Here is a 26,724-nt window from a genome sequence, read left to right as displayed (position 1 = left end):
CAACGGCTACAAGACCGCCTAACCCCCCAGGACACGGCCGGGCGACCCCAACCCCCCACAGGCCCCCACGGAGCCCGGGCCCAGCCCCTCCCACACCGAGCGCCTTAGCTAGGGCGCGGCGGCCCAGGGCGAGATCAAGAGCGAGAAACCTACATGGACTTCAGCGAGGCAGTGCGGGCCCCGGATCCGCGGCTCCAGGGCATCAAGGTCGGTGACCAGGTCGCCCAGTACGAGACGTGCCAGGTCCACTGGGGCTACACGATGGTCACCGTGGCCAAGATCGGCCGGGAGCTGATCCACACTTCGGACGGCCGAAAGTTCAAGATCAAGGACGGCATGGAGAACTACCGCTCCACCGTCAGCTACACCCGCATCGTCCGGCTCAGGGAGACCGGGATGCCGGAGCGTGCACCCGGGGCAGCAGCGGGTGGCGGGCCCACCTGAGCAAGAAGCTGAACGGCTACTAGGCCCCCACCCCCACCCACCACCGGCGGCCCGCAACACCCCCACCCGGGGCCGCCCGGGAACCCCCAGGGGCCACCGGATCAGTACGCGGCCCTCATCCGGCCGACGCCCCAAGGCCGCCGGCCTACGCGCCGTAGAGCCCGCGAGAACACCTAGACCAGGGCAGGACGGCGCCCACCCCCACGACCGTCCGCGCCCACCCCCGGCCCGGCCCCGGCCCTCCACAGGGGTCCCGGGCCGGACCCAACACCAAGGAGCAGCACCTGAGATGGGCACAACCCTTGCCGCCCTGTCGGCGGAGCACATCGGAATGTTGGTCGAGGTCGACGATTCGGTCATGGCCGACTCTCAGACCGTGCTCTACACCGCCACCCGACGTGTGCGACTCCTCGACTTTGAGCAGCGCAACGGCGCCACACGCCTCCTTGACGGACTCGTTCCGCAATGGCCGACCTGGATCGAGTGGGCCGACTGGCGCAAGTTCCGCGTACTGAACTGACCCGGCTGGCCTTCACCCCCCAGGAGCACCACCGCCCTCTAACCAAGGCAAAACTGCCTGACCTACCGGGCCCGACATCGGCTCCCGCACCCCTTCTAGCCGGGGCTGGACCGGGCCACTCACAGCACCACAAGGACCGAGAGGCCGCAGGAATGACATTCGACGAATGGGCCGAGCGCCTGGACCGGGTCTACATGGACGGGGCTCAGCACGACTGGCGCGACGAGGACAAGAGAGCGTGGGATGAGGCCATCCGCGAGATGTCGGTCGATTTTCCCCACCTCGCGATCACGTGGATGGATCCGAAGTGTGGCTGCTGCACCTTGGAAGACCCGGCGTTGCTCGCCTTCGACGATCCTCGGGGGCCGGGCTGGTTCGAGCTGCTCTACCCGACCTTTCGCCCGACACACACCTACTACCTGGGCTGACGACGCCCAGCACGCCGGGCTCGGCTTCCGGCTCGGAGTCCATGCGGACGTGGTGTCCGCAAGCGAATGAGAGGAGAACAGGTGTTCCAGGACAGCAGCACAGTGAATCGTCAGGAGTTCATGGACTCGCTGCGCGAACAGTGGGAGGCGCAGCCGACTGAGCAGTACGAGTTCCTCGGGCTGACTGGCATGGACTACAACGACTGGTTGGAACACCGCCACGGGTGGCCGGTCGATGCGGCTGGCAACTGCCGCGTCCATTCGGAACTGGAGGAGTTCCCGGCAACAGAGTGCACGGTGTGCTCGACCCTGATCAAGCTGTACGAGGAAGGGGCGGTGGGGATTCGGTCGGCGGAGCGGTCAGAGGGCGACGCGCAGGGCGGTGCGGCGGGCGAAGGCGGTGAGGCCCGGTAGGTCCGGCCGGCGCGCGGCGACCTCGGCAGTCAGCGCGCGCACCGAGGGGCGGCGGGCCTCCAGCGGTGCGGCACGCTCCACGAGTTGTAGCTGGACGAATGCGGATGGCACGTCGTCAGCGGCCAGCAGGGCGCGGGCGGTGTCGGTCGCCGCGCGGGCTCGGCGCTCCGGCGTGGGCAGCACGGCTGGCTCCAGGCCCGCGGCGTACGCCAGGGCGCGGTCGATGTCGCCGAGCTTCTGGTGGATCCCGACCCGGTACAGCATGCACTGCGTCGGCGACAGCTCCCCGTCCGCTGGCACTCGCCCCCGGTCGTGGAGGAGGCGGGCCGCGGTCTGTTCGGCCAGGGACGCGAACTGCTCGGCAGCGGAGGGCATGCGGGCCTGGGCGGCGGTGTACGCGGCGGTCAGGGCCACCATGCCGGATGCGTCCAGGACGACCGCGGACGGTCGGGGGCCGGCGTTCAGCTCATCGTGTGCTTCCTGGAGCAGCTGCAGGGCGCTATCCGGGCGGCCCGTTCGGCGCAGCGGTGTCGCCGCCGCGCGCGCGGCGGCCGCGAGGAGGACCGGGTGGCCCGAGCGGCGGGCCGCCGTTCCGGCTCGGGCTGCGAAGGCGGCCGCCGTGTCTACGTCGCCTTCCTTGACTGCTAGTTGAGAGGCGAGCACCCATACCCCTGCCGCCCGGCTGGCGCCGACCGGGCCCGTTCGTTCGCTCTCGCTCGCGCGGGTCACCATCCCAGGGAGCACCTGGTGCAGCCGGTCGTACCTGCCTGTGGCGAACAACCTGCGCGCGGCCGGGAGTTCCCTGTCCGCCAGGCGCTGGCTGAGTCCGCTGGCGAGTGCCGGTGTCGTGTCGCCCGCCCATAGTGCCGCCGCGCAAAGCCCGGCGCTCAGTACCCTCCTGCGCTCCATCACCATGCCACCGTCCTCCTCGACCGCTGTTCCGGGCGTCATGCCGGGGTCTTCGGCCGTTCTTGCGACGGTACGGGCCTGGCCGGGTCTCGGGCAGGGCGCACATCTGCCGGCTCCGCGCGCCCCTTTCTGCTCTGGCGCTCCGGTGTCTGGGCGGGCGGATGTGGGCGCGGAGGCCCGGCGCGCCGCATGGGTAACGGGCACTCGCGCGGCGCGGCATAGGGACGGCGGCGACCGGACGGTCCCTGATGCTCTCCGGCACATGCCCGGGGGGCCGGGTCCCGAGGCGGACGGCCCCCCGCTCTCGTTCAGGTTGAGGCTGGCCGTGCCTTGCATGGGGGTCGAGAATCTCGACTGTTGCGTTTTACCGTTTCCATGTGTATTGTGGTTCTCGCGGGGGCGGGGGAACCGCAGAACCCGCCGACAAGCCACCCGACCAACAGGCCGCCGCCCGCGGCCTCGTCGAGGAAGTCGACCCGACCGGGGTCACCGGCTGCATCTCCCCGTGACAGCCCCAAGTCACCGCAGGACAGCCCTTCCCGCAGGGGCAGTCCGCGCCCACCCACTCCGACGATCCTGAGAGCTCGCGTTGTTCTATTTGATGAAATGCCCCTGTTGCGGCCGCCCGACCATGTTTCACGAGCTGGAACGCCACACCGCCCCGAGCCTCTTGATCGACCCCGAGACGGGCTTGCCGCCCGGCGCCTCTCCTGACGGCCACCGTGCGACCCCTTCACCAGCGGCCACAGCCAGAGCCCGCAAGCAGCCCCTGTGCCAGTCGTGTCTCGATGACATACGGGCCGGGCGAGCGGTGACCTTCTCCGTACGCCTGAAGGGCGAGCAGACCGCGATGGCTGTCGCCCACGAGATGCCCCTCCTCGACGACGAGGGCCGGGTGATGGCCGTCCGCTGTCCGTCCGCGGGGTGCGGAGCGGTTGTCGACCTGATCAACGGCCGGCTGGACGGCCACATCGTGCGCGGCCAGGAGTGCCGCATGTCGGGCGTGCGGGTGGTGGTCAGTGAGGAGTGAAGCGTGAGCTGAACAGCCTCAGTCGCTGACCTTCCAACCCTCTCGGGCTGTGCCCGAATCCCTGAATCGCTGTCCCGACGACTGCCCCGACTGCGCCGGGAACGACCACGCGTGAGACATCGGGGCGAATGCGGAGTTGATCTCGACATGAGTACCCCCGTCCCGGGAACCGGGGCAAAGAAGCGTCCCGCGAGGCGTCGCAAGGTCAAGAACGCTCGGACCGGCTCCGTGGGAAGCAAGATCCTGCCGGGTCGGTACAGCGACGAGGGCGAAAAAGGGCCCTGGTTCCGGCGTCTGGTTCGCCGCGCTGAGACGCGCGACTGGCGGCGTGAGACATCGCGGCTCTGACGGCCACCGTCAACCGGTCTTCGCCGTCGCCTCGCGCCGCCGGTCTCTGCAGGTGCGAGGGCGATGGCCGAACAGCCGAAGGCCCTCTGCTTCACCTCTGCCGCTCCCGAAACACGCGGCCCTGCCCCTCCCCCCTCCCCCTTCTATGTGCGCGCCCGTCGTGGCGCTCGAACCTAGGACGAAACGTGTCTGCTGATCTGCAGCTCCGCATCCATTCGGCACCCGCTGGCGAACTCGTTCCGCTTCTCGACCTCATGCGGGAGCACGGCCTCCGCGGCGAGTACGAGCGTGGTCCTGCCGAGGTCCTCACGCTAGGGCAGGTCTACCGCTCCCGGGACGCCGCGCTGGGCCTCTGCGAAGAGGTCGCCGCGCGACTGGAGGAGGACGCCCCGAGCGCCGTGTTCGAGCTGTGGCAGGACCCTCACTGGAGCACAGACGGGCACTACCACGCGCACGTCCCGCAGTTCGGACATTTCGAGGCTGGCTGCGACGTCGAGGGCGTTCCGCATGTCGGCGTGCACGACCTCATCCAACGGCTGAGCAACAGCCCGGGAGCGACGCTCGGCGACTGGATGGCGGGCGAGGGGGCCGGCCTTCTCGGCATCGCGGTGCTCGCCGTGGTGGGCGAGTACCGGGCGCAGCAGTCGTCCGACTCCTGATCCGGGCTCTTCCCCCCTTCCCCCCGTCGGGGCCGGTTGGCCGGTGACGCATGCGGCGGCGCTGCGCCGCCGCTCCGCGATCGCCCGGATCAACGACGCGCACAACGGCAAGCCACTCCCCGGCCTCCACCACCCACGAACCACTGGAGAACTGATCATGGCGGACATCCGCATGCGCTTCCTCGGGCACCCCTGGGAGCGAACCACCGTTTCTGCCGATTCCGGGATCCCTGAGGAGGTGTTCATCGCCCTCTTCCTCCGGGCGATGGAGACCGTCCCCGAACTGCGCGCCTTGCCCGGCGACCTGGAGACGTACACGGTGCGCTGGGACGGCGACGAGGCCTCGATCTACCACCCGGATGTGGAGCAGGTCGTCTTCCGTGCCCAGCCCGCGCCCGAGCGTTCCGTGCAGGGGGGTGCTCCGGTCGGGACGCGGCCGCCTGAGGTGTGGCGCGGGGAGCGCGGCCACGACTTCTATCCGGCTCCGGCGGTGCTGGCCGAGATCCCGGGTCTGTGGGCAACGGTCTTGGAGCCGCATGGGCACAGGGTGGTCGGCCTCCGGTACTTCTCCGCCTGGGGCGAGTGGTACGTCGTGGAGGTCGATGACGCGAGCGGTGAGGCTTACGGGTGGTCGTGCCTGGGCGGTGACCTGTCGCAGGGCCGGTGGGGTTTGATCGATCTTCCGGCTCTGGAGTCGTTCCATCAGGAGGACGACCGGTCCCAGTTGGTTGTTCGCGATCTGGATTTCACACCCGATGTCGCGGCCAGTGTTTTGCCGGAGGGCCGACCTTACGATTCCTGCGGGGACGCGGATTGCCGTGTGTGTCTGCCCGATTTCATGACGGAGTACGTTGCTCGACTGCGTGAGATTATCGCGGAGCACGGGTTCGCCGTCCAGGCGGTTCTTGCTGATGAGGGTTCTGCCGCCTATTGCTACACCGTCGGTCTGCACGAGTCTTTGGGGCATGAGTTCGTGATGGCCGGCCTGGACGTCAGGGCGATGCAGGGCGTGCTCCATTCCGTCGTCGAGCGGTTCGCCGGATCGTCTGGTCCGGTCGCCGGTGAGGTCCTGGACGGGCTTCTCGCGAACGGATTCCGGCTGCTCATGCGCCCCGTGGAGTCCTTGGAGCCCTTCGCGATGCTACGGGCGGTGTATGGCCGGGATACCGCTGTGCCGTACTGGCAGGCCGTGTGGCCCGATCGTGACGGCGTCTTCCCGACTGATGCTTCTTGCTCGCTTTCGCCCGGAACGCAACCGCTTCTCTAGCCGGTTTCGGGGTTCTCAAATTCTTGCGTTGTCGTTTAGTTTTAGGGGGTATTTTCATGCGTCAGCCCGAACCGCTGGATGCTATTGAGGAGCTGCGGCTCTTTCTGGATTTCGCTGTTCCGCTGTGCGGCAGTGATATCGCGTACAAGCTCAGGCAATGGGGCCATTCTCGCGAGCAGGCCAAGAACTGGCTACGTGGTGAAGCCGAGCGCGCTGGCGGCAGCTTGGGCGAGAACGGTGACGTGCTGCAGTTCAGCGACGGTCGTCCTCGGTCGGGACGCGCGCAGAACCGTGTGGTCCGGACGGCGAGTGAGCTTGCTCGCGGCGTGGCAGCGGCAGCGCTGCTTGCTCAGCTGGAGGGGAAGAGCGGGGTCGAGGCTTTCGGTGGCTTCTACGGTGTCGCTGCTGGGCCCGCTGAGGCGGACACGGCCCGAGTCCAGGATGGGGAGAACGGTGCAGTCGGTGGCGCCGCTCGTGGTAGCTGTCCTGTACGGCGGCCGGCTGCATGAACACGCCAGGGGAGTCCCGGTGCCGCGCCGTTGCGCGGTACTTCGTCCCGGCCGGTGAGTCGAGCCCGCAGAGAGCCGTATTGGAGCTCTCGGCTCACCCATTAGTCTCGCTGTGGCCCGTGCCGGAATGGAGTGTGCGGGACAGGCCCCGGTCCCCGTGACGGGACGCAGTACGGCCGGGGCCGTCACTCCCGGGGCGGTTCGTACAGTCGCCGACGGCTCAGTCCAGGCGGGAGAAGTCGAGATCCACCAGGATCTCCTTCAGGTCGACCTTCTCGTCGAGGCAGAAGCCCCGAAGCTCGTCCCACATCTCGGAGACACCCTCCAGAGCGCCACCGAGCAGGGACAGTTGTCCGCGGTCCTCGTCGTATTCCTCGTCGTGGAGGTAGACCATCTCCGCCTTCTGGAGCTCGCGTACGACGCTGAGCAGCGTCGTACGGTCCGCCGAGAAGCGCCGCAACACCAGTTCGAAGTCCGTGGTCTCCTCGTGGACCACGAGGGCGAGGACCTGTCGGGCCATCCGCGTGAGGCCGCCGACACGCCCCGCGAAGCGGTTGACCAGTTCGAGGACGTCCTGTTCGTCCGACGGATCCTGGTCGGCGTCCTCCCAGGCGAAGAAGCGGCGCATGGTGGTGGCGGGCCGCACCAGGAAGCCGTTGACCGTGTCCCGGAACTCGGCCTCGATGTCGTCGACCGTGTACCGGTACGTGCCCTCATGCTTCTGTTTGACCGCGCGCAGGTACTCGACGGTGTAGTTGTCCCGGGTGACGCTGCTGTCGATCAGGTCGTGGTGCACCCCGCACAGCAGCATCAGGTTGTCGAAGTCCCTCAGCTGTTCGACGTCCCGGCCGTCCCATGCCTCGTGCCGGGCGCTGCCGGGCTCAGCGCCGATGATGTGGGCGATCTTGCCGACCCAGGCGCCCTCATCCGTGACCAGCCGCGTTGGGCAGTGCGGGTCGCCCCAGGCGCACTCGTTGCCGGAGAACGCCCACAGCCGGCGCGCGACGCCGGACATCGGCTCCTTGCGGTTCTTCTCGGGGCCGCTCGTCCGCTTGGCCACAGCCCGCCCTTCCTTCGCCCTGACGACAACGCGCAGCGTAGTCGAGTGTGTTGGGGTGCGGCATGCGTGCTGGTTGTCCGGCTGCTACGGCGCAGGGTCGGGCGGGCGCGGGGGCGAGTTCGGCCTGTTCGGCGACGGCGCCGAGGCGGTCGGCGGGCACCGCGTATGTGGCCGCGTAGCCAGCGGCTGTGCTGGGCCTGACGCTGGGCGCTGGTGGCCGGCCGAGAGGTGAGGCGGGTCTGCTCTGGTGTGGGTGAACTTCGGTCGTTGTCGCCCGAGTCCGTGTCGTAGTCGGGATGATGTGGCACGTGCGGGGCCGCGGCGGCCGCGGGAGGGGGGCCAGGGTGAGCAGGTGGGGGAAGCAGCAGGACCGGCTGGTGGTGCGGGCCGTCGACGTGCTGTCGGGTGTGCTGAACGGCGCGGTGCCGGAGCCTGCTCGTCGTGTCGTCGCCTCCCGGGCACTGCTGGCCGTCGAGGAGTTGGTGTTCCCGATGCACGAGGAGCTGGTGCTGGAGGAGAACGCGGACGCGGCGGCGCGTGAGGCTACCGGTGAGCAGTGGGCACACGACGCTGCGGTGCGCGGGTGGGTGATCGAGACGTTGGCCGAGCACGCCACGTCCTACAACGAGCTCCATGAGGTGTGGGAAGACGATCTGGAGTACGTCGAACCCCGTGGTGACCATCCGGTGTGGGCGCTGCTGGAGCTGGCTCCCTTCGCGCGACGCCTGCGGCTGCTGCAAGAGGCGGCCGCGAAGACAGCCGTCGGCCTGGGCGGCGACGTCGGCGTCGGCGCGCACCAGATCGGGCACTGGGCGGCGGGCCGGTCCCGGCCCGGAGAACGTGAGCGGGAGGCGCTGGCAGAGGCGCTGGGTGTCCACCGGGCGTGGCTGCACGCTTCGCGCGACGAGCAGCCCGATGTGCAGCTGTACCGGTTCGCGTCCTGCCCGTGCGAGAAGCCGACCGCCATGACGCGGCTAGGGCTGGGCCGGGAGGAGCCGGACTGGTACGACAGCCCCGCCGAGCAGGCTGCCGCCGTGCACTGGTGTGGCGGCTGCCGGCAGGGCTGGGTGAAGGACGCGGCCGGCTGGCTGCTGCCGCTGCCTCCCGGGGAGGAGCCGAAACCGTCCCACAGGGACTTGGCCGGCCTCGGCCGACCGTTCAGCAGCAGCCCCTCGGTAACCTTCGATGAGCCGTGGCCGCGGGCTCTGTGGCAGCTCCCGGCAGGCCGGAAAGGCCGCGCCCGCACCGCCTACCAGGTCCCCGAACTGCTCACCCGGGAGCCGCAGACCCTGCCCGTACGGCCGACAGCCGCGCGCATCGTCGTGCCAGAACCGGTGTGGGGGGCCGGTTCAGCGGAGCGGCTCGCCGCGAACGCGTCGTGGTGCCGCACCTGCCGGGCCCTGGCCAACGCGCCTGAGGGGGCGGCCGGCGGACCGTGGGTTCTGCTGCACCGCAGCGAGCCGCGACGCGGGCTGAGCACCTGGACCTACCCCACCGAGAAAGACGCTCTGCATCACGGCGCCCATCTGGCCATGACGTACCTGCAGCTGGACGACGGTCCCCTCGACCCTGTGGCGCTGGACCTGTTCGTCGGCCAGGCTCACCCCCAGGTCATCGCCCGCTTCCTCGAACTGCACCCGGAGACCACCCAGTTCGAGGTCGCCGAACTCGTCCCCATGCGCGCCAGCGAGTTCTGAGCGCCGACGCGCTCCTTGGCCGCGCCGGGGCGAGCGGTCAGGAAGCTCCAGCCGTTGTCAGCCAGGCGATCCACGCGCCGTCCTGCGCCCTGCCCAGGTGAAGGTCTGGCGTGTGATCGGCCCTGCGGGCGCAGACTCGGCCGTAGGCGCCGTGACGGGCGGGGCACAGCCGGGCCAACTCCTCGGGGGTGAGCACCGCGAGGTCGTCGGGGAGGTCCTGGCCGGCCGCGGTCGCGCGTGCCTGGGCACCTCGTCGGCGTTCGACGGCGTCCCGGTGCTCGGCGAGCAGACGGACCCAGCGCAGATCGCTGTCGTCCTGGTCGCCCGCGGGGGTGTAGAGGCACTGGCGCGCACCGTGCTCGTCGATCTCGTCCACGACGATCATGCCGATCGACTCCAGCATGCGGCACGAGGCCAGGTTGGCCTTCTGGGTGACCGCAACCAGCGGGCCACCGCCCGGGACGGCGTCCGTCCACCAGCTGACGGCCGCGGCGACGGCCTCCCTGCCCAGCCCTTCGCCCCAGGCGGAGGGGAGCAGCTGGTAGGAGATTTCGGCGCGGCCCTCGCGCCTGTGGTCGGCGCCGATGGTCACCAGGCCGATCGGTTGCTGGTCGGCGACGCGGACGACGGTCCACGCGCCGGCCGTCGTCGGGTAGGCGGCCTGCCGGGCGGCGACGCGCTCCTGCGTGACCGGACCGCCGAGGTGCGCGCGGACCCGGTCGTCGGTCAGCAGCTTGTGCACGAGGAGTCCGTCTTCGTGGGTGACCGGCCGCAGGAAGAGATGGTCGGTGCGCAGCTCGGCGGGCCAGAGGCGGTCCAGGGCGGTGTCGACGGATTCCATGAATGTCACCTTGGCAGCCGGCGGCTCGGAGCGGGCCGGCTTCGTACGGAGACGCACGGGCGGGTGACGGGAGTGAGCGGCTCCGGGGCTGGCCCCTGCGGTGGAGTCGGCCCAGCACAAGGAGCCGTACGAATGCTCGTGCTTTCGGTTCCCGTTCGGTTACCGGCGGCGGCGTTGTCGGTGGCGGCTGGCAGTCTGCCCGGGACAGAGGCAGTGCCGTTTCGGAGCAGCAGGAGAGGTCGCACCGTGGACCAGTTCAGGGGCTGGAAGAGGTACCCGCGCATCATCGAGGGCGCTCTCGCGCGCGCCGGCTACGCGGATGCAGAATTCGCGGTCCGCCGGGGAGAGGTGCGGGGTACGGCGGAGGCCCGGTGGGCGTGGACCGGCGGGGCTGCGGAGCTGACCGCCGAGGAGTGGCCGGACGGGCTGGAGCTGGTGTGGAACTCGTCCGCGGGCTGGGCGTACCAGGAGCGAGACGGTGACAAGCTCGTCGCGTTACCGATCCCAGTACTGGCGGCGCCGGCGGCGATCACCGCGCTGCTGCCGGCCCTCATGGACGGGCGCCGCGACCAGCTTCCTGCGTCCGAGGACCGGTGGGAGCACGCTGCGATCCTCGCGAGGTGGGCGGAGTCTGCCGCAGTCCTCGGCGACGCCAAGTACGACGCGGCCTACCAGCGCGCCGAGGAGGAAGCCGCGACATTCGAACGGTGGCAGGCCGAGCTGGGTGACGTTCTGCCCGTCACGGCGCCGCTTCCCGTGGAGGCCGACGGCACCGCCGGGGCCGCCGCCCTCGGGTCCGGTGACGCCGGCACGCCAGACGCGGCGGAGCGGGCCCGGCGCGCGCACGTGGACGTCATCCTGCAGTGGGCCCTCACGGCACGCGACGACCGCAGCCACCACCCGGACCCGGAGGCGTTCGGGGCCCTGTGCGACTTCTTCACCCGCGCCGTGGTCTTCCCCGGGCTGATGGACCCCGACGACGGGCAGCGCCAAACCAGCGACCCCTCTCGCGCCCTGGCCCACCTGCTCATCCAACACCTTGAGCAGTACGGCATGGACCTGGATGACCTGCCCGAGCTGGTGGCGCCCGATACGTCCGTCGCGCCCGTCGGTGACGCACTGGCCGAATGCGTCGCCCAGGCACTGCGCTCCAGCCGCTGGTTCAGTGACGCTGCGTCCAACAGCGGGCAGGTGGTGTTCCACACCGTGTTCGGCGCCCACGGAACTCTCCAAGTTGCCGACGAGGCGGGCGGTGACGGCGTGTAGGTGTAAGAGGCGAGGGACACGACCGATGACCGTAACCGCCGCCGACTCAGTCAGTCCTCGAAGTAGGCCTCGTACCAGGCGTCGATCTCATCGGCGGCGAGGGCAGTGGCGAAGATGGCGGTCAGGACCCGCTGAGGCACGGACCGAGGATCGCTGGCGGCCAGTTGCTCCAGGTTCGGCATTGCGCAGGGCCGCAGCGTCGGCGTGGGCGGCGAGGATCACGCCGTGGATGGTCAGGTCGGTCTGCTCATCGATTCACCGACGACGTCCGCTGCCCGGTGCACGTCGCCGATCTGGCCGCCGCCCTGCTGGAGTTGGCCTCGTGCGACGCGGCCGGCATGCACCATCTCGGCGGGCCCGACGCGCTGAGCCGTCACGACCTCGGCATCCTTATCGCCAAGCGGGACGGCCTCGACGACGCCCGGTTGCCCACGGGCCTGCGGGCCGGCAGCACCCTTCCCGGCGCCCTCGACGTACGCCTCGACAGCGGGCGGCCCAGCGCAATCTGCGCACCACACTGCGCGGTGCTCGGCAGTTCCTGCAGCGCACTGGCGTGACGCCCCAGTTCGTCGGCTCATGAGCGAGCGGCCAGGTCCCATGAGGACCTGGACGCGCTGCCGTTCGCGCAGGGGCGGCAGGATTCGAACCTGCGGCGCACGGGTTTGGAATCCGCTGCTCTGGCCGAGCTGAGCTACGCCCCTTCGGTGGCTGGAGCCTGGCACGGCCGTAGTTCCCTCAGCCACCGAATTTCGGGCCGAGCACCGACGAAGGATCAGGTGCGGGGCGGGGAGGGCCTGCTGATCAGCATCGGTATGAAGATCGCCATGGTGTACCCCACGCCCGCGAAGAGCGTGATGCCGATGCGCAGCCCGATGCCTTCACCGGCCGCGCCGGCTCCCCAGACGATGCCCAGCCCGACGAGGAGGCACAGGATCCACCAGCCCATCAGCACGTTCCAGGCTCGCAGGTCCTTGCGGAACTCGCGCTCCTTGGCCGCCCGCGCATCGGGGGTGTCGCTCAGGATCCGGGAGTGCCAGGAGAGGTAGCCCATGCGCCGGTCGTGATCCATCTGCTCCCAGTCGGCCGGCCTCAGCGGGATCCGTATGCCGTGGCGCTCGAGGTAGGCGTGGCGCTGTTCGCTGCTCAGCTCGCGCCAGCCGGTGGGCGGCTGCCAGGCCATAAGGTCCCTGCTGGTCCTCAGCGTCATGGCGCGACACGGTACCGCGCCAGACCTCACCGCGTGCAGCTAAGACGCCTGGTCCTGCCATCGCTGAACGGCACCGGGGGAGAAGGGGTCGGTCGGAAGCGGTCGGAACGTGGATCCCTCAAGCACCTTGGTGGCGTACTGCCGTAGACGGTCTTCCTCTGCGCCGGTGAAGCCATGACCCAGCGCCCAGCCGCACAGCTTGTCGACGTCCCACCGGTAGCCCGCCTCGTGCAGTTTCAGCAGCGTGTGCAAGGCGAACGCCTTGTCGATGTGGCTGGCGAGGGCGTTGGCGTGGTTCACGTGCTGCCCCAGCTCGGTCATCGCCGCCTCGACCACCGGCTCCAGCAGCGGTTCGTCCGCCTCGGGGTGTACGGAGCCGTCGACCACGCTCACCGCACGGCGTGCGCGCAGCCACGCGGTCAGGAGGGGATCGGTGCCCCATGGAATGACGCAGATGGCTGTCGCCCGGCCCCGGAGGTCACTGGCGAGATCGCCCACGATCTCCCGGGTTGGCCATGGTGCCAGTACCGGGCCGCGGTCCCACCCCGACAGGGCGCCGCGCTTGGCGACGACGGCGTTCCGTACGTGCTGGGCCATCGGGTGTTGCTGGTAGTTCTGCAGCTGGGGGACCAAGACCAGCTTCTGGCCCGGTTGTTCCATGAGCCATTCGGCGCCGCGGATGCCTGCCTGGTCGGTCGTCCAGCCGGGTTCCTCGGGGGACCACGGCACGTAGGACAAAGGCGCACTGCTGGCGTTCACCACGATCGGGCTCCGTCCCTCGGTCTGTCTACGTACGAGCTTGGCACCGGCACGTCGGTGTCCCGTCAACCAGTGCCCTACGCCATGAAGCGCATACGACACCACAGGCGACACCGCGGGGTTCACTCCTCCGGCCGATCGAGATTTCCGGGCCGATCGCGCCACACGGGGGTAATTCGGTGATGTTCGCTTGTATGGTGAGTGACCGATGATCAGCAATCAGTGAGGGTCCTGGACGTTCGGGCAGGTCCAAGGGGGTGGTCGCGGTCAGTCCTTCACCGACCACAGGCCAGACGGCGGTACGAGTCCTGTTCATCCTGGATCGGCTGGGTGAACCTTGCGCCGACTGGCCGCAGGTACCCGACACAGCCGTTCGGGCGATCCAGTCCCAGCGCAAGCTGCAGAAGCTGGACTTCCTCGTACGGAACCCGGACTACCTCGCAAACCTGATCATCACCAGGTGGCAGGACGGCAGCCTGCCGGCGGAGCGGCTCCTCGACGCCCGCGCCGTCTTCGAAGAACGCGAGCCGGAACTGCACACCTACCGGATGCTCCGCAACGACCACGGAGCCTACGAAGCTCTCGACAACGCCCTGAGCGTGCTGCGCCACCTGGGACTCATCGCGGTACGGCGCGCAGGCCGAGTGTCCGACGAACGAGTCCGCCGCAGGGACTACTTCCTCCTCCAGGCCGGCGCGGACCAAGCCCAACGGCTCCGCGAGAGCGAAGAGGTCCTCGCCTGGTACGACCAGCAGACCGGCTACGTGGCGGCCGCGGTCGAGGGGATGACCGGAGCCCAGCTGAAGGAACAGCAATACGGGCAGCCCGAGTACGCCACCACACCCGTGCGCCGGATGATCGGCGGTATCTCCGAGCGGGTCCGCGAGCGCCTGGACGAGGCGCTGGCCCAGGAGGGACTGGCATGACCACAGCGAGCAGCGGCCCGGGCCCGGTCGAGGTGTGGCTGGAGGAGATCGCGAAGGCGACCGGCCGAGAGCTGGACGACGTCAAGGCGGTCCTCGCCGAGCACGGCGTGCGTCCGCAGACCGCCCTGCCCAGGCCGCACTCGCTGAGCGTCACCGAGGTGGAGTTCGAGGGCGTGCGCCCCGCTCCGGCCGGTGACCACGATGGCGGCGACGACCAGGAGGGCGAGCCCTTTCACTTCCACTGGAAGATGGGGCCCGGAGTGTGGTGCCTGGCTTCGTCGGGCAAGAACGAGGCCGGCAAGTCCAGCGTGCTGGAGATCATCCTGTGGTGCCTGCGCGGCCGCAGTGCCCTCCAGCGCGACGTCCAGAGCTGGCTGCACCGGGTACGCACCGAGTTCGTCCTCGACGACGAGACCCTCGTCGTCGAGATGACCGTCAGCAACAGCAAGCCGTCGGGGACCGTGGCCTCCAAGGACACCGGAGCGGTGCTCCTGACCTTCGACAACGCCGCCACCTTCGAAGAGCTGATGGACGCCTTCATGCTGGACCGGCTCGGTCTGGAGCCGCTGCGCACCCAGCAGAAGCGCCCCGAAGGAGTGGATGGACCGCCCCTGACCGGCGAACTGTCCTGGCCGGCGTACGCCAGTGCCCTCCACATCAACCGCTCCGGCCTGGGCCACCTCCTGGGTAACGAAGCCCGCAACGCCCTGCCGACCCGGCTCCTTGAGCTCTTTCTGGGAGCACCCTGGGCCGCCACGATGGTGTCCGCCTCGGTCGCGCATAAGATCGTCACGGCGCAGCTGTCCGCCGCCAGGGCCCGCGCGCAGGCCGAGGCAGACGAGCGCAAGAGCAAAATCGACGAACTCGATCGCAGCCTCCAACGAGCCCAGGAACGGCTGGACGCCCTTCCCGACCTCGGTCAGAGCGCCGCCGACCTGAACGGCGCGTACCAGGATCTCGCGGCGGCGACCGAAGCGGCCGGCGCCGCGCAGCGCGAGCTCGCCGAAGCCCGCTCGCAGCACGACGAACTCGAACATCAGCGCCAGAACCTGGCCGCTCTGGTCCACGCCGCGCACGAAGCCGCCCTCGCCAAGGCCTTCTTCCACACCCTGAAACCGACGGTGTGTCCCCGCTGCGACGCCCAGGTCACCCAGACCCAATGGGCCCGGGAAGACGAAGGCCACTGCTCCCTGTGTACCTCCGAACTGCACCCGTCCCCAACGCAGTACGACGGCACCTCAGCCGACGAAGACGGCCTCGACGACGTCGACGACGACGACGACGACGACGACGACGTCGACGACGACCAGGAACTGCGCCAGACACTCGCCCAGGTCCAACAGGCCGTTGAGACGGCGGCCACCGTGCTGGCCGACAAGCAGGCCAGGGCGACCGCAGTCACTGCCGCACTCGGCCAGACCCGGAACGCCCTTCAGGAGGCGCTGGCCCGCCCGGCCACGGGCGATCGCCGAGCAGCCGAGCTCGAGGTCGCCCGGCTGAAGGGCGCCCTCGATGAACGTCGAGGACGCTTCGACGACCTCGGCGACCCGGCAGGACTCGCGCCGCTCCAACGGGACCAAGACATCCTCAAGGCTGCCGAGAAGGCTGCGCACACCCGCCGCACCCAGGCCCTGAAGGAGGTCATCCGAGCCGTCCAGACCGACATCGTCACGATGGGCCGCCAGCTCGGGCTGGAGATGCTCGAAGACGTCGAACTGGGCACGAGCGCCACCCTGAAGGTGTGGAAGGGCGGCCAGCATCAGTCGTACGGATCGCTCACCGAGGGCGAGCAGCTCCGGTTGAAGATCGTCACCACCACCGCGCTCCTGCGGCACGGCATCCGTACTGGCGTCGGCAGGCACCCGGGACTGCTCATCATCGACTCGCCCGGCGCCGAAGAAGTCGACCGCGGAGACCTGGAGCTGATGCTGGAAGGGCTCGTCCAGCTCACCGAGACGGCACCACGGCTCCAGGTTGTCGTCGCAACCGCCCGCGGCCAGGAGGTGGCCTCGGTCATTCCGGAAGACCAGCTACGCCTCGCGCCGGCCGGGGAACGCCTGTGGTGACCACCCCGTTTCGGCGGGTGTTCCGGGTACAGGCCCGGCCCCTATGCTCCACAGACGGCCGAGCGCAGTGAGGAGATGGTGACCGGTGTCCCCTGGCGCTCCCGATCCGCTGCAACCGCTGGTGGACGCCCAGCGCGCCGGCGGACCCACGCCGTCCCTCGTCGACCTCGGGGGGCTCGGCCACCTCCTGCAGGACACCGCCACCTTGCTCAACCACGACGAACTGCCCACCCTCGTCGCCCTGATGTGCGCCGACCACACAGCTATCCAGGACGACCAGGCCCGTGCGTTCCTCCTCACTGCCGCCGAGGTCCCTCAGGACCCGCTCCGCCTGGAGGGTGTCATCACCTCCCTCCTCGGATGTCCCGAGGCTGTCCACGAACTCGGCGATGACTTGGCCGACATCTGGCTCGATGCCAGCCGCAGCCACACCGACCTCCTGGGCGGCATCGCCCTGGAAGGCACTGCCCGCGTCGTCTTGGCCGGCGCCGCCGCCGAATATGGCCTCCTGGACCGTCTGCGCCGCCTGAACCAGGAACTTGCACGGATCGACGACGACTACGCCCTGCGCACCGTCAGAGTCGCAGGAGCCGTCGCCGAGCATTTCGACTCGCCCGCCCCCGGCCTCCTCCTGAGTCAGCTGGTCGAACGCGACGATGTCTCCGAGGACGCCGCCTTCGAACTCGGCATGCTCGCCCTGCGCCAAGCCCTGCACACCAACGACGCTGACCGCGCCCGCCCACTCCTTCTTGAAGCCCGTCGACACCTCAGCGACGCCCACCAGGACGAAGAACGACCCGACGCGGCCGCCTTCGGCGCCGCCATCGACGCGATCCTCGCCTTCTCCGCCGGCGCTCCTCTCCCCGACGACGCCAGAAGCCAGCTCGACGAAGCCGTCCTGGAACTACGCCTCAACCTCCTGGGCCTGCCACCTGGGTGGCGCACTCCGCGGCTGGACACCCTCACCGCCTGGCAACACCTCCTCGATACCCTCACCCGCGCACAGCACGCGGACCGCCCCGGAGCCTGGCTCCACGCCGCCGCCGTGATCAGCGATCTCGTGGACGTCTACACCGCTCACCGGACGCTCGACCTGTTCGCCCCCTCCTCGACCCCGGCCAATCTCCAGCCGGGGCCTGTTGTACCAGCGGCCACGCACGGCCTTCATTCCCTCCTCGCTCCCCGAGTCGAGGCCACCCTCCTCGCGCACGAAGGCGGACTGGCCCTTCTGGACGAGTGGCTGGAAGAACTCGTCGAGGACCCTGGCCGCGACCAGGACCCGACCACCACGCTCGTTCGGGAACAGGCCGCCCGGCTCCGGCAGGCGCTGGACACCGGGGGTGGTGCCTCGTCCCCAAAACCTGACCGCCCGGCGGCACAACTCGCCGGGCTCGGGCTCTCCTCAGCAGATACCGAGCGCCTACAGAACCTTCTGGCAGACGTACCGGAACTGAGTGAGCGGATCGCAGCGATGCTCGCCTCCCGGCAAGCCGCCCTGCCGGTCGACGAAGTGCCCATCATCGCTACGGCGTTCCGCGACACCCACCGCCAACTGCAGGAGCAATGCCCGGACGGATACGTCGGGCAGTTCGCCGCTGACGTGGACCGCATGGTCCTGCACCTGCTCCGGTTCGTCGACCTGCGGCTGTCCGAGACACAGAAGTACGGGGGACAAGCGCGGGCCTACCTCCGCCAACTCAAGAAGGACGAGGACAAACCCCGCGAAGCCGAACTCGGCCGCGACCTCCGCGACTTCCTGCGCGGCCAGGGCCTGCGGGTGCGCATGGAGGAAACCAACATCGGGGGCGGCCGCGTCGACATCGCCTGGCAGCCGCACACCGAACTCATCACCCTGGAGCTCAAGCGGGACTGGACCGACTCTTCCTGGGACGCGTACGCCAAGACCTACGGGCCCCAGGCGATTTCGTACCAGGTCGCCGGCCCACCCGTGAACTTCCTCGTGGTCCTGGATCTCACCCCGAAGCCGCATGGTCTCGCGGCCATCCCGGCGTGTATCCAGGTCCGCACCCTGCCGGGCCCCGCCGGCGACCCTCGTCCGCGCACCCTGATCATGGTCCGAGTTCAGGGCAACAAACGAGACCCCAGCGACGTGTAGCCGGTCATCGCCTCCGGCGTGCCCAGACCACCACGGGAGCGCCGTCAGGTCCGTGGGTGAAAGCCCGGGCGGCGCCGCACGCGGCACAGTGGACAGCGAAGTACCGGGCGGGCGGTTCGCCCCGGGCGACAGCCAGGCACGTTCGGCACGCTCTGCGCTCGTCGAACTCCCCGGCGTATGGCCGCACGACCGGGACCTCGATTCCGTGGCCGCTGCACAAGAGCCGCATGCCGGCGGCCAGACCAGTGGGCGGCTCCTCGCCCGGCGCGAGGCCGTGCAGCTCACCGGTCCTCGGCGCGCGAACCACCACCGCAGGCGACCGAAGACCGGCGCCGTCCATGGTCACGCGTGGCGGCGACGCCTGAGCCGGCTGCGGGAGGCGCTGGTACACATGGCCCGCCAGTACGGGTACGTCGACGCGGACGTGGACCTGCTGTAACCCCCGAGGTCCGGCGACGACCGTTCTGCCGGGTCAGGAGCCGACAGGGGTAGGCGGCTTCAGCAGCGAGGTCGGAAGGTAGGCGGACCTGGTCCGCAGGTCCCAGCCATGCGCCTGCACGGCGAGTGCGGCCAAGGCGATCGCGCCAAAGGGAAGCAGACTCCCGGGCGCGGGATTCTCACCGACGCCGACACGGTGCTGCGCCAGTCGTTCGTCCAAGGCCCGCTCGAAGGCGCTCTGATCGTCGCGGAGCAGGACGCGCAGCAGGCGCTGGTCGGGACTCACGGCGTGGGCCGCGTCCAAGGCGAGGGCCGCGTCCAGTCGCTCGTCCGTCGATGGCTTGGTCAGCGTCACCTGTGGCCAGTCTCGGGGCAGGTGACCGCGGGCCGGGGTCAGGTAGCCGCACAGGGCGTCCATTTGCGCGAGGTCGGCCGAATCGGAGACGGAGTCCCGGCCGGCGTGGGGCAGGCTGTTGCGCAGTGCGGGCGCGAAGTCGTTGCGCAGGAGCAGACCGATCACCCGTTCCCAGTCCCGCACCAGACCGCTGGAGACGCAGATATCGAAGGCGTCGACCCATGTGCGGGCGGTGACCGTGTCGGTCGCGTCGTGCATCTCGTCATAGTCCAGCTCCTCGCTGGTCAGACGCGTCCCGGTCAAAGGCAAGGGGATCGCCCAGTCGCCGTGGGGAAAGCAGCCCCGGTCCAGCACGCCCAGGCGGCATTCAGCAGCGGTGACCAGGGCGAGGCGAGTGCGCTCGTCGTCGAGGTCGGGGTCCTGGATGGTGCGCGCTGCGACGTGGTCGAGCAGCTCGTGGCCGAGTTCCTCGAGCATCACGCGCATCGGAAAGCCACGCTGATAGACGTCCTCGAAACGCTCCTGGACACGGTCCGTCTTGTCGCCGAGGGCCTGGTCGAGGCGCTGCTGGTTCACGGGGTGGCGTGGCGCGTTGCTGATCTCCATCGGTGAATCCTGTCAGGCGCCACCGACAGCGCCGTTCTCGCGCTTTCCGTCCGGCGACCGCATTCCGGTGACGCGGGCTCCGAAGGCCTTGTGCGAGCGGGGGTGATCACCCCGTGGCGTTCCAGGGCTGCTGGTCGTCGGACCGGACGATGCGCTCATGTTCTGATCGGGCCGCTTCGAGCAGGCGGCGCCAGGAGGTGACCAGCGGCCGGCGTCGCAGGAGGGAGCGCCGTTCACGCTCGGTCATGCCTCCCCAGACGCCGTGCTCGATGCGTTTGTCGAGGGCATGGGCGAGGCACTCGGTGCGCACCGGGCAGCCGGTGCACAGAGCCTTGGCCCGGTTCTGGGCCGCGCCGTCGACGAAGAGTTCGTCCGGATCTGCGGTTCGGCAGATCGCGTGTTCGCCCCAGGTCTCCTGTTCATCCCCGACCATCTGGACGCCGTCCCCTCCCCGGTCCGGCCTGCCGTTCCCCCCGGCAGGCGCAGTCCGGAAACCGTACGGCAAGCACGCGGGTCGTGGGACCTCGCCCGGTTGCGGCAATCCCTTTGAGTGACGGCGGCCTTGACGAATCGCCGGCGCGGGGCTCGGCTCAACCGGTGCCCGAGCAACCGGGCATGGGCGGCAATGAGGCTTCGCCCGTCAGAGCGCTGGTGCGCTGCCGGATCGCCGCGAACATCTGCGCGCGATTCTCCTTGATCGGGTAGTCGATCCGGCCGTAACGCAGTTGGAGGGCGGCGGTGCGATCCGGGGACTTCAAGAGGACCAGCCCGAGGCTTTCTCCGGGCGTCAGGTCGCGGTGGCCGCACAGCTCCAGCGGCAGACCGTGGTGCGGGTCGGTCAGGGCCTGGACCAGCTCGGCGCGGCGCAGGCCGGTGTCGGAGTCGTGTTCGAGGTGCAGGATCCACCACTCCCCCAGCCTCGCCTCGTGCCCGGTGACGACCTGGGGGACGGCGACCGTGTGAAGGAGTCCGAGGCGGCGCAGCAGTCCGCTGGGCAGCCAAGCCGCGTCGCGCCATGTGGACTCGTAGGCGATCGGCTGTCGTTCGTCGTCCCACTGCTTCTCGTAGGGGGTCCAGGTGTCGCCGGCCAGCCAGCAGGCTTCTCCGCCGTTGCTCTGGATCTGCCGGGCGAGGGCTGCCTCGGCCTTCTGGAAGGCGCGGCGTGAGGGGCCGGTGAGCTGGATGCTGGTCGGCTGCCCGAGTCGGCGGAGCTCGATGCCGCGATCGGTGCGTGCGCAGATCCGGACGCCGTTGAGTCCGTAGATTTCGTCTCGTCCGGTGCGCATCGGTGCACGGGAGGGCAGCAGCCCGCCCATCAGGCTGTCGAGGCTTTCGTCGCTTTCCAGGTGGAGCTTGATGCTGTGCGGGGTGGGCTGCACGTAGCGGATGCCGAAGGGGTACTCGAAGAAGTGCCTCTGGGAGTTGAGGACCCAGTAGAACACCTCGGATTCGAGGAGCAGTTGTGCCTGCTGGGCCGGTGCCGGGATGAGGGGCGCGCCGGGCTGCAGGGCGGTAACGGCGTCACAGGCGGCTTGGCGGGGGGCGCCGGTGTAAAGGGCGTAGGTCCGGGCTCGACTGCTGGTCTGGGTGGCCGACATGGCTTCAGGCACCTTTCGCTCAGCTCCGTCGGCCCGCGGAGCGTGAGGAACAGGCACTGGTGTGCGGTGTTGCGGTCGGTGGGGTGCAGCTGATCGAAGCCGTGCTTCTTCGCCTACGCCTTGAACCAGCGGGCCGAGGTTCGCGTGAGGAGCAGCAGACCGATGCCGCACGGCGCGACTGTAGTCGTCGGGCCCGGCTCGATGGGGGCGCCACGCCGTTCGCCGGTGCGGGGTGCGGGGTGCGGGGTGCGGGGTGCGGGGTGCGGGTTACAGGGGGGACGCGGCCAGCTCGGCGAGTTGGCCGCGGGCGACGGCTTCTTGTCGGAGCGCGGTCCTGAGGTGCCACAACGAGATCGCCGGAAGGAGGCCGCCGAGCCGGGCCGCCGCCCTCAGTGCCTCAGCCGCCTGGGCCAGGAGCTCGGCGGCCGATCGCGCCTGCTCGGTACTCCGCCCCCCGCTCAGGCGTTCTACGATCTCGTCCAGCAGCTGTGCCAGCTCACCCGCTCCTGGGTCCTCCGGCACATCGGCTCCCCACCACCGGAGGGCAGCCTCCAAGGCCATGAGGCAGTCGGTGCGGTCGAGCGGCGGCGTGGTTCCTTCCCCGTGCATCACGATCCCCATCGTTCTCCGTCAGGGGCCCCATCGGGGCAGGAACCGCGAATCGGCTGCTCTCGGGTCAGACCCCGACGCGGGGTGAGAGGGGTTGCGAACCCGGTCGCGCTGCGGTCGGCATGGGCATGCCGCGGCGCAGGGCCTCGCGGGTGAGGGCGTCGAGCTGGGCACCAGCCGCGGTGTAGGCGTCGGCGGCGCGCGCGAGACGTTGCTCGGCGGCGGCCAGGTCTGCGGCGAGTTCTTCATCGGTTCGCGGTCGCGCGTGAAAGCCAGGCTGTGCTGAATGGTCCGTCTCACCCGGGTGGGGCGCGTCCTGCTGTGCGGAGCGGCGGATGAACACGCCCTTGCCCTTGACCGCGTAGACCAGGCCCTCGCGTTTGAGCACGCGCACCGCGTTCTGTGCGGTCGAGTTGGCGATCCCGAAGCGGTCTTGGAGTTCGCGCGCGGAGGGAAGCCGCCCGCCCGGTTCGAAGCTGCCGGACCGAATCTCCTCCCTGAGCAGGTCTGCCGTACGGACGTAGGGGGGTCTGGGGTCGTGTTCCTCGTCGATCACGTCGTTGGCGACGGGGGAGGACTCCGTCCGGGGCGCCGGCGGGAGGCCGGGGTGTGTGGTGCTGACGTAGCTGCCCCGCCCGAGCACGGAGTAGACGATGCCTTCCTGCTTCAAGACCCGCAGCGCGTTTTGCACCGTCGAGCTGGAGACTCCGAACCGCGCCTGAAGTACCCGCGCCGACGGCAGTCGGCTCCCGCGGGCGTACTCCCCGGTCTGGATCCCGGCGCGCAGCACCTCGGCCGCCTGGAGATAGGGCGGCCTCGAATCGTCTTCCAGCGGCAATGTCATGGGCGTAACCGTACGCAGCACCACTCTCCGCTCCGGGCTCTGGGCTGGCCCCCGCGGCCGCCTGGCCAGGGAAGACAGGTCGAATACCTGTGCCCTTTCCCGGAATCTCGGGTTACGGTTCGTACCTGTAAGAGCACGAAGGGGGACATCATGGAGGCCACAACGTCTCGGTACGTCGGGCGCCCTCCGGGCATCGTGACCCGGGAGGACGGACTGACCGACCGGCAGCACAGGATCGTCGACGCCATCCGGTCCAGCATCAGGGACCGCGGATACCCGCCGTCGATGCGGGAGCTGGGCCAGGCCGCCGGGCTCTCCAGCACCTCGTCCGTCGCGCATCAGATCGGCGCTCTGGTGAAGAAGGGCGTCCTGCGACAGGACCCGAAGCGTCCTCGCGCCTACGTCCCCACCACGACAGCCAGCCCCGAGGGCGGCCCCGCCGTGGAGACGGGCCCCGAAGGCGCGGTGTCCGACTCCTCGGTAGTCCACACCCCCCTCGTCGGCCGCATCGCCGCCGGCGTTCCCATCACCGCCGACGAGCAGGTCGAGGATGTGCTCGCGCTGCCGAGGCAACTCGTCGGCAGCGGGCAGGTGTTCGCGCTCACGGTCAGCGGCGAGTCGATGATCAAGGCGCACATCATGGACGGCGACACAGTCGCCGTCAGGGTGCAGCCGGACGCCGAGAACGGCGAGATCGTCGCCGCCATGATCGACGGCGAGGCGACGGTCAAGCGACTCAAGCGGGAGGGCCCGAGGGTGTGGCTCATGCCGGAGAACGACGCCTTCGAGCCCATCTGCGGCGACGCGGCGTCCATCCTCGGCAAGGTCGTGGCGGTCATGCGCAGCGTGTGAGCACGCCGGTCGGGGATTTCGGCAGACCGGAAGCGGTGACGTTCGTTTTGGGGTGGGGAAACGCATGAGCGAGGAAGCAACGCCGGACGTGACGTGGGAAGAGATCGCGGACAGCTGGCGGCTGGACGAACTTCTCGAAGGCCGCATGCGGCCCACCACGAGCGACGACGTGCTGACGCTGATGACGATCGGGGCGCTGCGCGGCCGGCGGCCGCCACTGAGTGCGGCCGCGCGGCGCAAGGCCCTCGACGCCATGATGGCGGCGGCTGACGGCGGCGCGGGAGCCGAAGAGGACCAAACGCCGCGGGATCCTGCCCGTATCGAGCAGACTCGTCAGGCCGCGCTGCGTGCCCTCGAAGAGGCCCAGCAGCAAGCCGAGGAGTGACCAACCCCAGGCGGCCACCGCAAGGCGCGGACATGAGTGCCTTCGAACCGAGCACCATCGTTGACCAGGGCATGAGCGTTCGGAACCTCCTCGACACGGCCTTCGCGCAACCGGCCGCCCCGGCTACGCGTGACAGCGGCCTCACCTTCACCGCCCTGACCTCGGGCGCCTGGAAGGAGTTCCTTCTCGGTCCCGGCGCTGGGCCCGGCAGATCGGGATCCTGGGACGAGCAGCTGGCGGTGCTATGGAAGCGAGTGGTCGCCGAGTGCGGAGAGGCACAACGACTCGCGAACGAGCACGCCATCGACTGGGAGCTGGCTCCTCACGAGTCCAAGGCAGTCCTCGCGCTGTGCGGGCCGGACGACGTCATCATCGACGTCGCCGCGGCCGCACTGGCGACCCAGCGGGAGCAGTGGGAGCTCGAGCGGCGCTTCGCCCAAATCCATCGCCGCCTGCCCTCGGACCTGTCCGGCCTGGTGCCCGCGGACGTCGGCGCGCTGCGGTCCGGTCTGCTGGACGAGCAGGATTTCCGCACCAGCACCTACACCGTGCAACAGGAGCGAGCCGTGCGGTGGCTGCGCGCCCTGACCGGCACCGCCGCCTACCTGGCCGCCGTGCACATGGTCCCCGCCCCGCTCGCCCTGGACGTGGTCACCACCGCCCCGCTGGACGAACCGACCCGGGACGCTCTGCGACTGCCGGCCCCCTGGTCCCTCATCACGCACGACGCCGTCCCCCTGCGCGCGGCCCAAGCCGACGACGACGAGCTCGCCGCGCTGATCGAGGACGGCGTGTGCGTGGGACTGGAGCCAGTCATCCTCGGCGGCCTGCTCGCCTCCCAGCCCGATGGCCGGCTGGACACGACGTCCGGGTTCCTGCTCATCTCCTCCCTCGACGCGACGGGGAAGCGATGCCAGGTGCTGCAGCCGACCGCGTACGGCGACCACGGCGGCGGCCGCGTGCTGTACGGGTATGCCGCGCAGTTGGCGTTCGCCCGATGGACGCAGCCGCCCGCTCTGCCGGACCCCGGTCCGCGCCCCACGTCGCGCAGCTCCTTGGGCAGGATCGCCACGAGCGAGGCCGGGCGGGCTGGCGGCTTCCATGGGGTCCGTGTCCTGGACTTCACCCCTCCGCCCGAGGGACCGCCCGAGCAGCGCACGGCGCCAACCGGCTCGCGGGGGCCGCTCGTCGTCGGCACGTGGCGGCGGGCGCACTGGAAGCCCGGAGTGCGGATCGGGATCCGCGACAGTGACGGGCGGCTCGTCGGGCCGGTCTACAAGGACGGTGCGGTCGAGGGCGTCACGTTCACTCGTGAGCGCCGGTTCTTCCTCCGCGCGCGGGTCCGCGCCGACCTCCCCCTCGCACCCGCCACCCCGGTCTACCGGATCCCGAACCCCGGCGCTGCGAGCCGGTGATCTCATGTGAAAGAGAGAGCCGGTCGCGCCAGACGGTCGCGAGAGCGGGTTGCCGCGGCCGGAGGGCGGCTGATCACGCCTGAACCGGCGGAGTACACCCCCGGACGCAGCGCACGGGGGGACGCGGCGTCCAGGGGGACTGCTCGACAAAGTACCGCGCCAACCGGCCGCTTATCGCACATATCGGGGAATCCCATCACGCGTCGGCGCGCAGCGCGGGTTCGTGGACGGGAAGCAGTGGGCGAGGAGGTCGGATCAACTGGCGGCCGGCGTGTGCAGTGGGTGCACGGCCTGCCCGCGTGCGTCGGGCAACGGGACGTGTTCGGCGCACAGGATCCGCAGGCGCAGTGGCGGGTGCGTGCGCAGGCCCCGCACCGTCACCCAGATCCGGGGCAGTACGGTGCGGGCGCGGTCACGTTCGAGGTCCTCGCGCCACATGTCGGCTACGGCGGTCCGGCCGCAGACGCGGGCGGCTGCGAGGTCGCAGGCGAGTTCGCCCCACCAGAAGAACAGGGTGTTCAGCGCCCAGGCGGCGGCTGCGGTCAGGGCGAAGGCGGGCAGGGGCAGCAGGCCCGCGGCCAGGCCAGCCACCGCGACGGCGGCGGACTCGGCGGCGATGCGCTTGCCGGTGTCGCGGCGCTGGAGGTGGGCGAGTTCGTGCTCCAGGACCGCGGGGAGGTGGTTGGTGTGTCGGGGGTGGAGCCACCGCATGCCGAGCCACACGTGGCCTCGGCGGCCGTGGCCGGTGGAGCGGGCGTCGGCCCAGCTGCCGGTCTCGCTGGAAGTGGCCAGGGTGACCTTCTTCAGTCCGCGCTCGGCAGTGGTGCGGCGTACGTGCTCGGTGGTCTGCCGCATCCGGGTGGCGATGTGGCGGTACGTGTCGCTGTCGGACGGGTCGGGCTTGCGGCTTGCGTGGGCCTGCCAGGTCAACGCCTGGGCTGACGGCCCCATGGCGATCGCCGACTTCTGCCGGGCGCGGCCCTGCACCGCCCACAGTCCGCCGGCCGCCGCCGCCACGCCGACGGCGATGCCGGCCGCCGGTCCGCGCAGCTGTGTCATGACGGCCTCGCTGATGATCGCCGTCGCCACCATGGCCTGCCCGGCGTGGCGTTGCAGCATCTCCCCCAGTGTCATGGTGATCACCGTAGTCGGATGC

The 26,724-nt window shown here is 70.0% G+C and carries 28 protein-coding genes, 1 tRNA gene and 1 pseudogene; 18 read left to right on the top strand and 12 right to left on the bottom strand.

Annotation, left to right across the window (positions count from 1 at the left end):
* Positions 1-153 precede the first annotated feature (153 nt).
* The 4 genes from SMIR_RS43140 (at position 154) to SMIR_RS43125 (ending at position 1,806) form a co-directional block, all read left to right on the top strand.
* Positions 154-444: a hypothetical protein gene (locus tag SMIR_RS43140; RefSeq protein ID WP_212728892.1), complete on the top strand. Its 291-nt coding sequence runs from the start codon at positions 154-156 to the stop codon at positions 442-444.
* Between the two features lie 289 nt (positions 445-733).
* Positions 734-964: a hypothetical protein gene (locus SMIR_RS43135; RefSeq protein WP_212728891.1), complete on the top strand. Its 231-nt coding sequence runs from the start codon at positions 734-736 to the stop codon at positions 962-964.
* A 152-nt stretch (positions 965-1,116) separates the two neighbouring features.
* Positions 1,117-1,392: a hypothetical protein gene (locus tag SMIR_RS43130; protein ID WP_212728890.1), complete on the top strand. Its 276-nt coding sequence runs from the start codon at positions 1,117-1,119 to the stop codon at positions 1,390-1,392.
* Positions 1,393-1,473: 81 nt separating this feature from the next.
* Positions 1,474-1,806, top strand: a complete 333-nt coding sequence (locus tag SMIR_RS43125; protein WP_212728889.1) for a hypothetical protein — start codon at positions 1,474-1,476, stop codon at positions 1,804-1,806.
* Here SMIR_RS43125 and SMIR_RS43120 read toward each other — a convergent pair.
* On the bottom strand, positions 1,753-2,757 hold the full coding sequence (locus SMIR_RS43120) for a transcriptional regulator (RefSeq protein ID WP_249938730.1): 1,005 nt from the start codon (positions 2,755-2,757) through the stop codon (positions 1,753-1,755). The genes SMIR_RS43125 and SMIR_RS43120 overlap by 54 nt on opposite strands.
* A 769-nt stretch (positions 2,758-3,526) precedes the next feature.
* Between SMIR_RS43120 and SMIR_RS43115 the strand changes: the two genes are divergently transcribed.
* The 4 genes from SMIR_RS43115 to SMIR_RS43100 all read left to right on the top strand — a co-directional run bounded on the left by SMIR_RS43115 (position 3,527) and on the right by SMIR_RS43100 (position 6,528).
* Positions 3,527-3,745: a hypothetical protein gene (locus SMIR_RS43115; RefSeq protein ID WP_249938729.1), complete on the top strand. Its 219-nt coding sequence runs from the start codon at positions 3,527-3,529 to the stop codon at positions 3,743-3,745.
* Between the two features lie 533 nt (positions 3,746-4,278).
* Entirely contained in the window at positions 4,279-4,752 is a 474-nt protein-coding gene (locus SMIR_RS43110; protein ID WP_212728888.1) for a hypothetical protein, read from the top strand.
* Between the two features lie 43 nt (positions 4,753-4,795).
* Positions 4,796-6,019 (top strand): DUF4262 domain-containing protein, encoded by a 1,224-nt coding sequence (locus SMIR_RS43105; protein WP_249938728.1) that lies wholly within the window; start codon positions 4,796-4,798, stop codon positions 6,017-6,019.
* A 56-nt stretch (positions 6,020-6,075) separates the two neighbouring features.
* Positions 6,076-6,528, top strand: a complete 453-nt coding sequence (locus SMIR_RS43100; RefSeq protein ID WP_212728887.1) for a hypothetical protein — start codon at positions 6,076-6,078, stop codon at positions 6,526-6,528.
* A gap of 220 nt (positions 6,529-6,748) precedes the next feature.
* Here the strand turns inward: SMIR_RS43100 and SMIR_RS43095 are convergent, their stop codons facing one another.
* Positions 6,749-7,588: a hypothetical protein gene (locus tag SMIR_RS43095; protein WP_212728886.1), complete on the bottom strand. Its 840-nt coding sequence runs from the start codon at positions 7,586-7,588 to the stop codon at positions 6,749-6,751.
* A gap of 344 nt (positions 7,589-7,932) precedes the next feature.
* On the opposite strand from SMIR_RS43095, the gene SMIR_RS43090 reads away from it, so the two are divergent.
* Positions 7,933-9,285, top strand: a complete 1,353-nt coding sequence (locus tag SMIR_RS43090; RefSeq protein ID WP_249938727.1) for a helix-turn-helix domain-containing protein — start codon at positions 7,933-7,935, stop codon at positions 9,283-9,285.
* A gap of 37 nt (positions 9,286-9,322) precedes the next feature.
* On the opposite strand, the gene SMIR_RS43085 is transcribed toward SMIR_RS43090, so the two are convergent.
* On the bottom strand, positions 9,323-10,126 hold the full coding sequence (locus SMIR_RS43085; protein ID WP_212728885.1) for a GNAT family N-acetyltransferase: 804 nt from the start codon (positions 10,124-10,126) through the stop codon (positions 9,323-9,325).
* 246 nt (positions 10,127-10,372) lie between these two features.
* On the opposite strand from SMIR_RS43085, the gene SMIR_RS43080 reads away from it, so the two are divergent.
* Entirely contained in the window at positions 10,373-11,392 is a 1,020-nt protein-coding gene (locus SMIR_RS43080; RefSeq protein ID WP_212728884.1) for a hypothetical protein, read from the top strand.
* Between the two features lie 254 nt (positions 11,393-11,646).
* Positions 11,647-11,972, top strand: a pseudogene (locus tag SMIR_RS43075) (dTDP-4-dehydrorhamnose reductase); the annotation flags it as partial.
* 46 nt (positions 11,973-12,018) lie between these two features.
* Here SMIR_RS43075 and SMIR_RS43070 read toward each other — a convergent pair.
* The 3 genes from SMIR_RS43070 to SMIR_RS43060 form a co-directional block, all read right to left on the bottom strand.
* Positions 12,019-12,093: transfer RNA gene (locus SMIR_RS43070), tRNA-Trp, on the bottom strand.
* A 71-nt stretch (positions 12,094-12,164) separates the two neighbouring features.
* Complete coding sequence (locus tag SMIR_RS43065) at positions 12,165-12,599, bottom strand: hypothetical protein (protein ID WP_212728951.1); 435 nt, start codon at positions 12,597-12,599, stop codon at positions 12,165-12,167.
* Positions 12,600-12,638: 39 nt separating this feature from the next.
* On the bottom strand, positions 12,639-13,358 hold the full coding sequence (locus SMIR_RS43060; RefSeq protein ID WP_212728883.1) for a DUF1889 family protein: 720 nt from the start codon (positions 13,356-13,358) through the stop codon (positions 12,639-12,641).
* 257 nt (positions 13,359-13,615) lie between these two features.
* Here SMIR_RS43060 and SMIR_RS43055 point away from each other — a divergent pair, with 257 nt between their 5' ends.
* The 4 genes from SMIR_RS43055 (at position 13,616) to SMIR_RS43040 (ending at position 18,905) form a co-directional block, all read left to right on the top strand.
* Complete coding sequence (locus SMIR_RS43055; RefSeq protein WP_200726538.1) at positions 13,616-14,284, top strand: hypothetical protein; 669 nt, start codon at positions 13,616-13,618, stop codon at positions 14,282-14,284.
* Complete coding sequence (locus SMIR_RS43050) at positions 14,281-16,350, top strand: hypothetical protein (protein WP_212728882.1); 2,070 nt, start codon at positions 14,281-14,283, stop codon at positions 16,348-16,350. Before SMIR_RS43055 ends, SMIR_RS43050 begins: the two co-directional genes overlap by 4 nt.
* A gap of 85 nt (positions 16,351-16,435) precedes the next feature.
* The gene (locus SMIR_RS43045) at positions 16,436-18,466 is read left to right on the top strand and encodes a hypothetical protein (RefSeq protein ID WP_212728881.1); all 2,031 of its coding nucleotides are present in this window, start codon (positions 16,436-16,438) and stop codon (positions 18,464-18,466) included.
* Between the two features lie 52 nt (positions 18,467-18,518).
* A complete protein-coding gene (locus SMIR_RS43040) occupies positions 18,519-18,905 on the top strand; it encodes a hypothetical protein (protein ID WP_212728880.1) in 387 nt (128 codons plus the stop codon).
* A 33-nt stretch (positions 18,906-18,938) separates the two neighbouring features.
* Here SMIR_RS43040 and SMIR_RS43035 read toward each other — a convergent pair whose 3' ends face one another.
* From SMIR_RS43035 to SMIR_RS43015, 5 genes are all read right to left on the bottom strand, one after another.
* On the bottom strand, positions 18,939-19,865 hold the full coding sequence (locus SMIR_RS43035) for an immunity 49 family protein (RefSeq protein ID WP_200726542.1): 927 nt from the start codon (positions 19,863-19,865) through the stop codon (positions 18,939-18,941).
* 106 nt (positions 19,866-19,971) lie between these two features.
* Positions 19,972-20,298 carry a WhiB family transcriptional regulator gene (locus SMIR_RS43030; RefSeq protein ID WP_212728879.1) on the bottom strand — a complete coding sequence of 109 codons (327 nt, stop codon included), beginning with the start codon at positions 20,296-20,298 and terminating at the stop codon, positions 19,972-19,974.
* A 157-nt stretch (positions 20,299-20,455) separates the two neighbouring features.
* On the bottom strand, positions 20,456-21,463 hold the full coding sequence (locus tag SMIR_RS43025) for a hypothetical protein (protein WP_212728878.1): 1,008 nt from the start codon (positions 21,461-21,463) through the stop codon (positions 20,456-20,458).
* A 267-nt stretch (positions 21,464-21,730) separates the two neighbouring features.
* Positions 21,731-22,072 carry a hypothetical protein gene (locus tag SMIR_RS43020; RefSeq protein ID WP_212728877.1) on the bottom strand — a complete coding sequence of 114 codons (342 nt, stop codon included), beginning with the start codon at positions 22,070-22,072 and terminating at the stop codon, positions 21,731-21,733.
* A 67-nt stretch (positions 22,073-22,139) separates the two neighbouring features.
* Positions 22,140-22,916: a winged helix-turn-helix domain-containing protein gene (locus SMIR_RS43015; RefSeq protein WP_212728876.1), complete on the bottom strand. Its 777-nt coding sequence runs from the start codon at positions 22,914-22,916 to the stop codon at positions 22,140-22,142.
* Positions 22,917-23,066: 150 nt separating this feature from the next.
* Between SMIR_RS43015 and lexA the strand changes: the two genes are divergently transcribed.
* The 3 genes from lexA to SMIR_RS43000 all read left to right on the top strand — a co-directional run bounded on the left by lexA (position 23,067) and on the right by SMIR_RS43000 (position 25,568).
* Positions 23,067-23,768: a transcriptional repressor LexA gene (lexA, locus tag SMIR_RS43010; RefSeq protein WP_212728875.1), complete on the top strand. Its 702-nt coding sequence runs from the start codon at positions 23,067-23,069 to the stop codon at positions 23,766-23,768.
* A gap of 64 nt (positions 23,769-23,832) precedes the next feature.
* On the top strand, positions 23,833-24,153 hold the full coding sequence (locus SMIR_RS43005; RefSeq protein ID WP_212728874.1) for a hypothetical protein: 321 nt from the start codon (positions 23,833-23,835) through the stop codon (positions 24,151-24,153).
* A 32-nt stretch (positions 24,154-24,185) separates the two neighbouring features.
* Positions 24,186-25,568, top strand: coding sequence for a hypothetical protein (locus SMIR_RS43000; RefSeq protein ID WP_212728873.1), 1,383 nt, complete (start codon positions 24,186-24,188; stop codon positions 25,566-25,568).
* Between the two features lie 255 nt (positions 25,569-25,823).
* Here the strand turns inward: SMIR_RS43000 and SMIR_RS42995 are convergent, their stop codons facing one another.
* Complete coding sequence (locus SMIR_RS42995) at positions 25,824-26,702, bottom strand: M48 family metalloprotease (RefSeq protein WP_212728872.1); 879 nt, start codon at positions 26,700-26,702, stop codon at positions 25,824-25,826.
* Positions 26,703-26,724 lie beyond the last annotated feature (22 nt).

The sequence above is a fragment of the Streptomyces mirabilis genome (assembly GCF_018310535.1).
Classification (GTDB): Bacteria; Actinomycetota; Actinomycetes; order Streptomycetales; family Streptomycetaceae; genus Streptomyces.
This window is presented reverse-complemented; position numbering and strand designations above follow the sequence as displayed.

Coding starts and splice junctions, on each gene's coding strand:
- SMIR_RS43140 (WP_212728892.1), top strand. CDS start 154: ATGGACTTCAGCGAGGCAGTGCGGGCCCCGGATCCGCGGCTCCAGGGC.
- SMIR_RS43135 (WP_212728891.1), top strand. CDS start 734: ATGGGCACAACCCTTGCCGCCCTGTCGGCGGAGCACATCGGAATGTTG.
- SMIR_RS43130 (WP_212728890.1), top strand. CDS start 1,117: ATGACATTCGACGAATGGGCCGAGCGCCTGGACCGGGTCTACATGGAC.
- SMIR_RS43120 (WP_249938730.1), bottom strand. CDS start 2,757: ATGACGCCCGGAACAGCGGTCGAGGAGGACGGTGGCATGGTGATGGAG.
- SMIR_RS43100 (WP_212728887.1), top strand. CDS start 6,076: ATGCGTCAGCCCGAACCGCTGGATGCTATTGAGGAGCTGCGGCTCTTT.
- SMIR_RS43085 (WP_212728885.1), bottom strand. CDS start 10,126: ATGGAATCCGTCGACACCGCCCTGGACCGCCTCTGGCCCGCCGAGCTG.
- SMIR_RS43065 (WP_212728951.1), bottom strand. CDS start 12,599: ATGACGCTGAGGACCAGCAGGGACCTTATGGCCTGGCAGCCGCCCACC.
- SMIR_RS43050 (WP_212728882.1), top strand. CDS start 14,281: ATGACCACAGCGAGCAGCGGCCCGGGCCCGGTCGAGGTGTGGCTGGAG.
- SMIR_RS43035 (WP_200726542.1), bottom strand. CDS start 19,865: ATGGAGATCAGCAACGCGCCACGCCACCCCGTGAACCAGCAGCGCCTC.
- SMIR_RS43030 (WP_212728879.1), bottom strand. CDS start 20,298: ATGGTCGGGGATGAACAGGAGACCTGGGGCGAACACGCGATCTGCCGA.
- SMIR_RS43025 (WP_212728878.1), bottom strand. CDS start 21,463: ATGTCGGCCACCCAGACCAGCAGTCGAGCCCGGACCTACGCCCTTTAC.
- SMIR_RS43020 (WP_212728877.1), bottom strand. CDS start 22,072: ATGCACGGGGAAGGAACCACGCCGCCGCTCGACCGCACCGACTGCCTC.
- SMIR_RS43015 (WP_212728876.1), bottom strand. CDS start 22,916: ATGACATTGCCGCTGGAAGACGATTCGAGGCCGCCCTATCTCCAGGCG.
- lexA (WP_212728875.1), top strand. CDS start 23,067: ATGGAGGCCACAACGTCTCGGTACGTCGGGCGCCCTCCGGGCATCGTG.
- SMIR_RS43005 (WP_212728874.1), top strand. CDS start 23,833: ATGAGCGAGGAAGCAACGCCGGACGTGACGTGGGAAGAGATCGCGGAC.
- SMIR_RS43000 (WP_212728873.1), top strand. CDS start 24,186: ATGAGTGCCTTCGAACCGAGCACCATCGTTGACCAGGGCATGAGCGTT.
- SMIR_RS42995 (WP_212728872.1), bottom strand. CDS start 26,702: ATGACACTGGGGGAGATGCTGCAACGCCACGCCGGGCAGGCCATGGTG.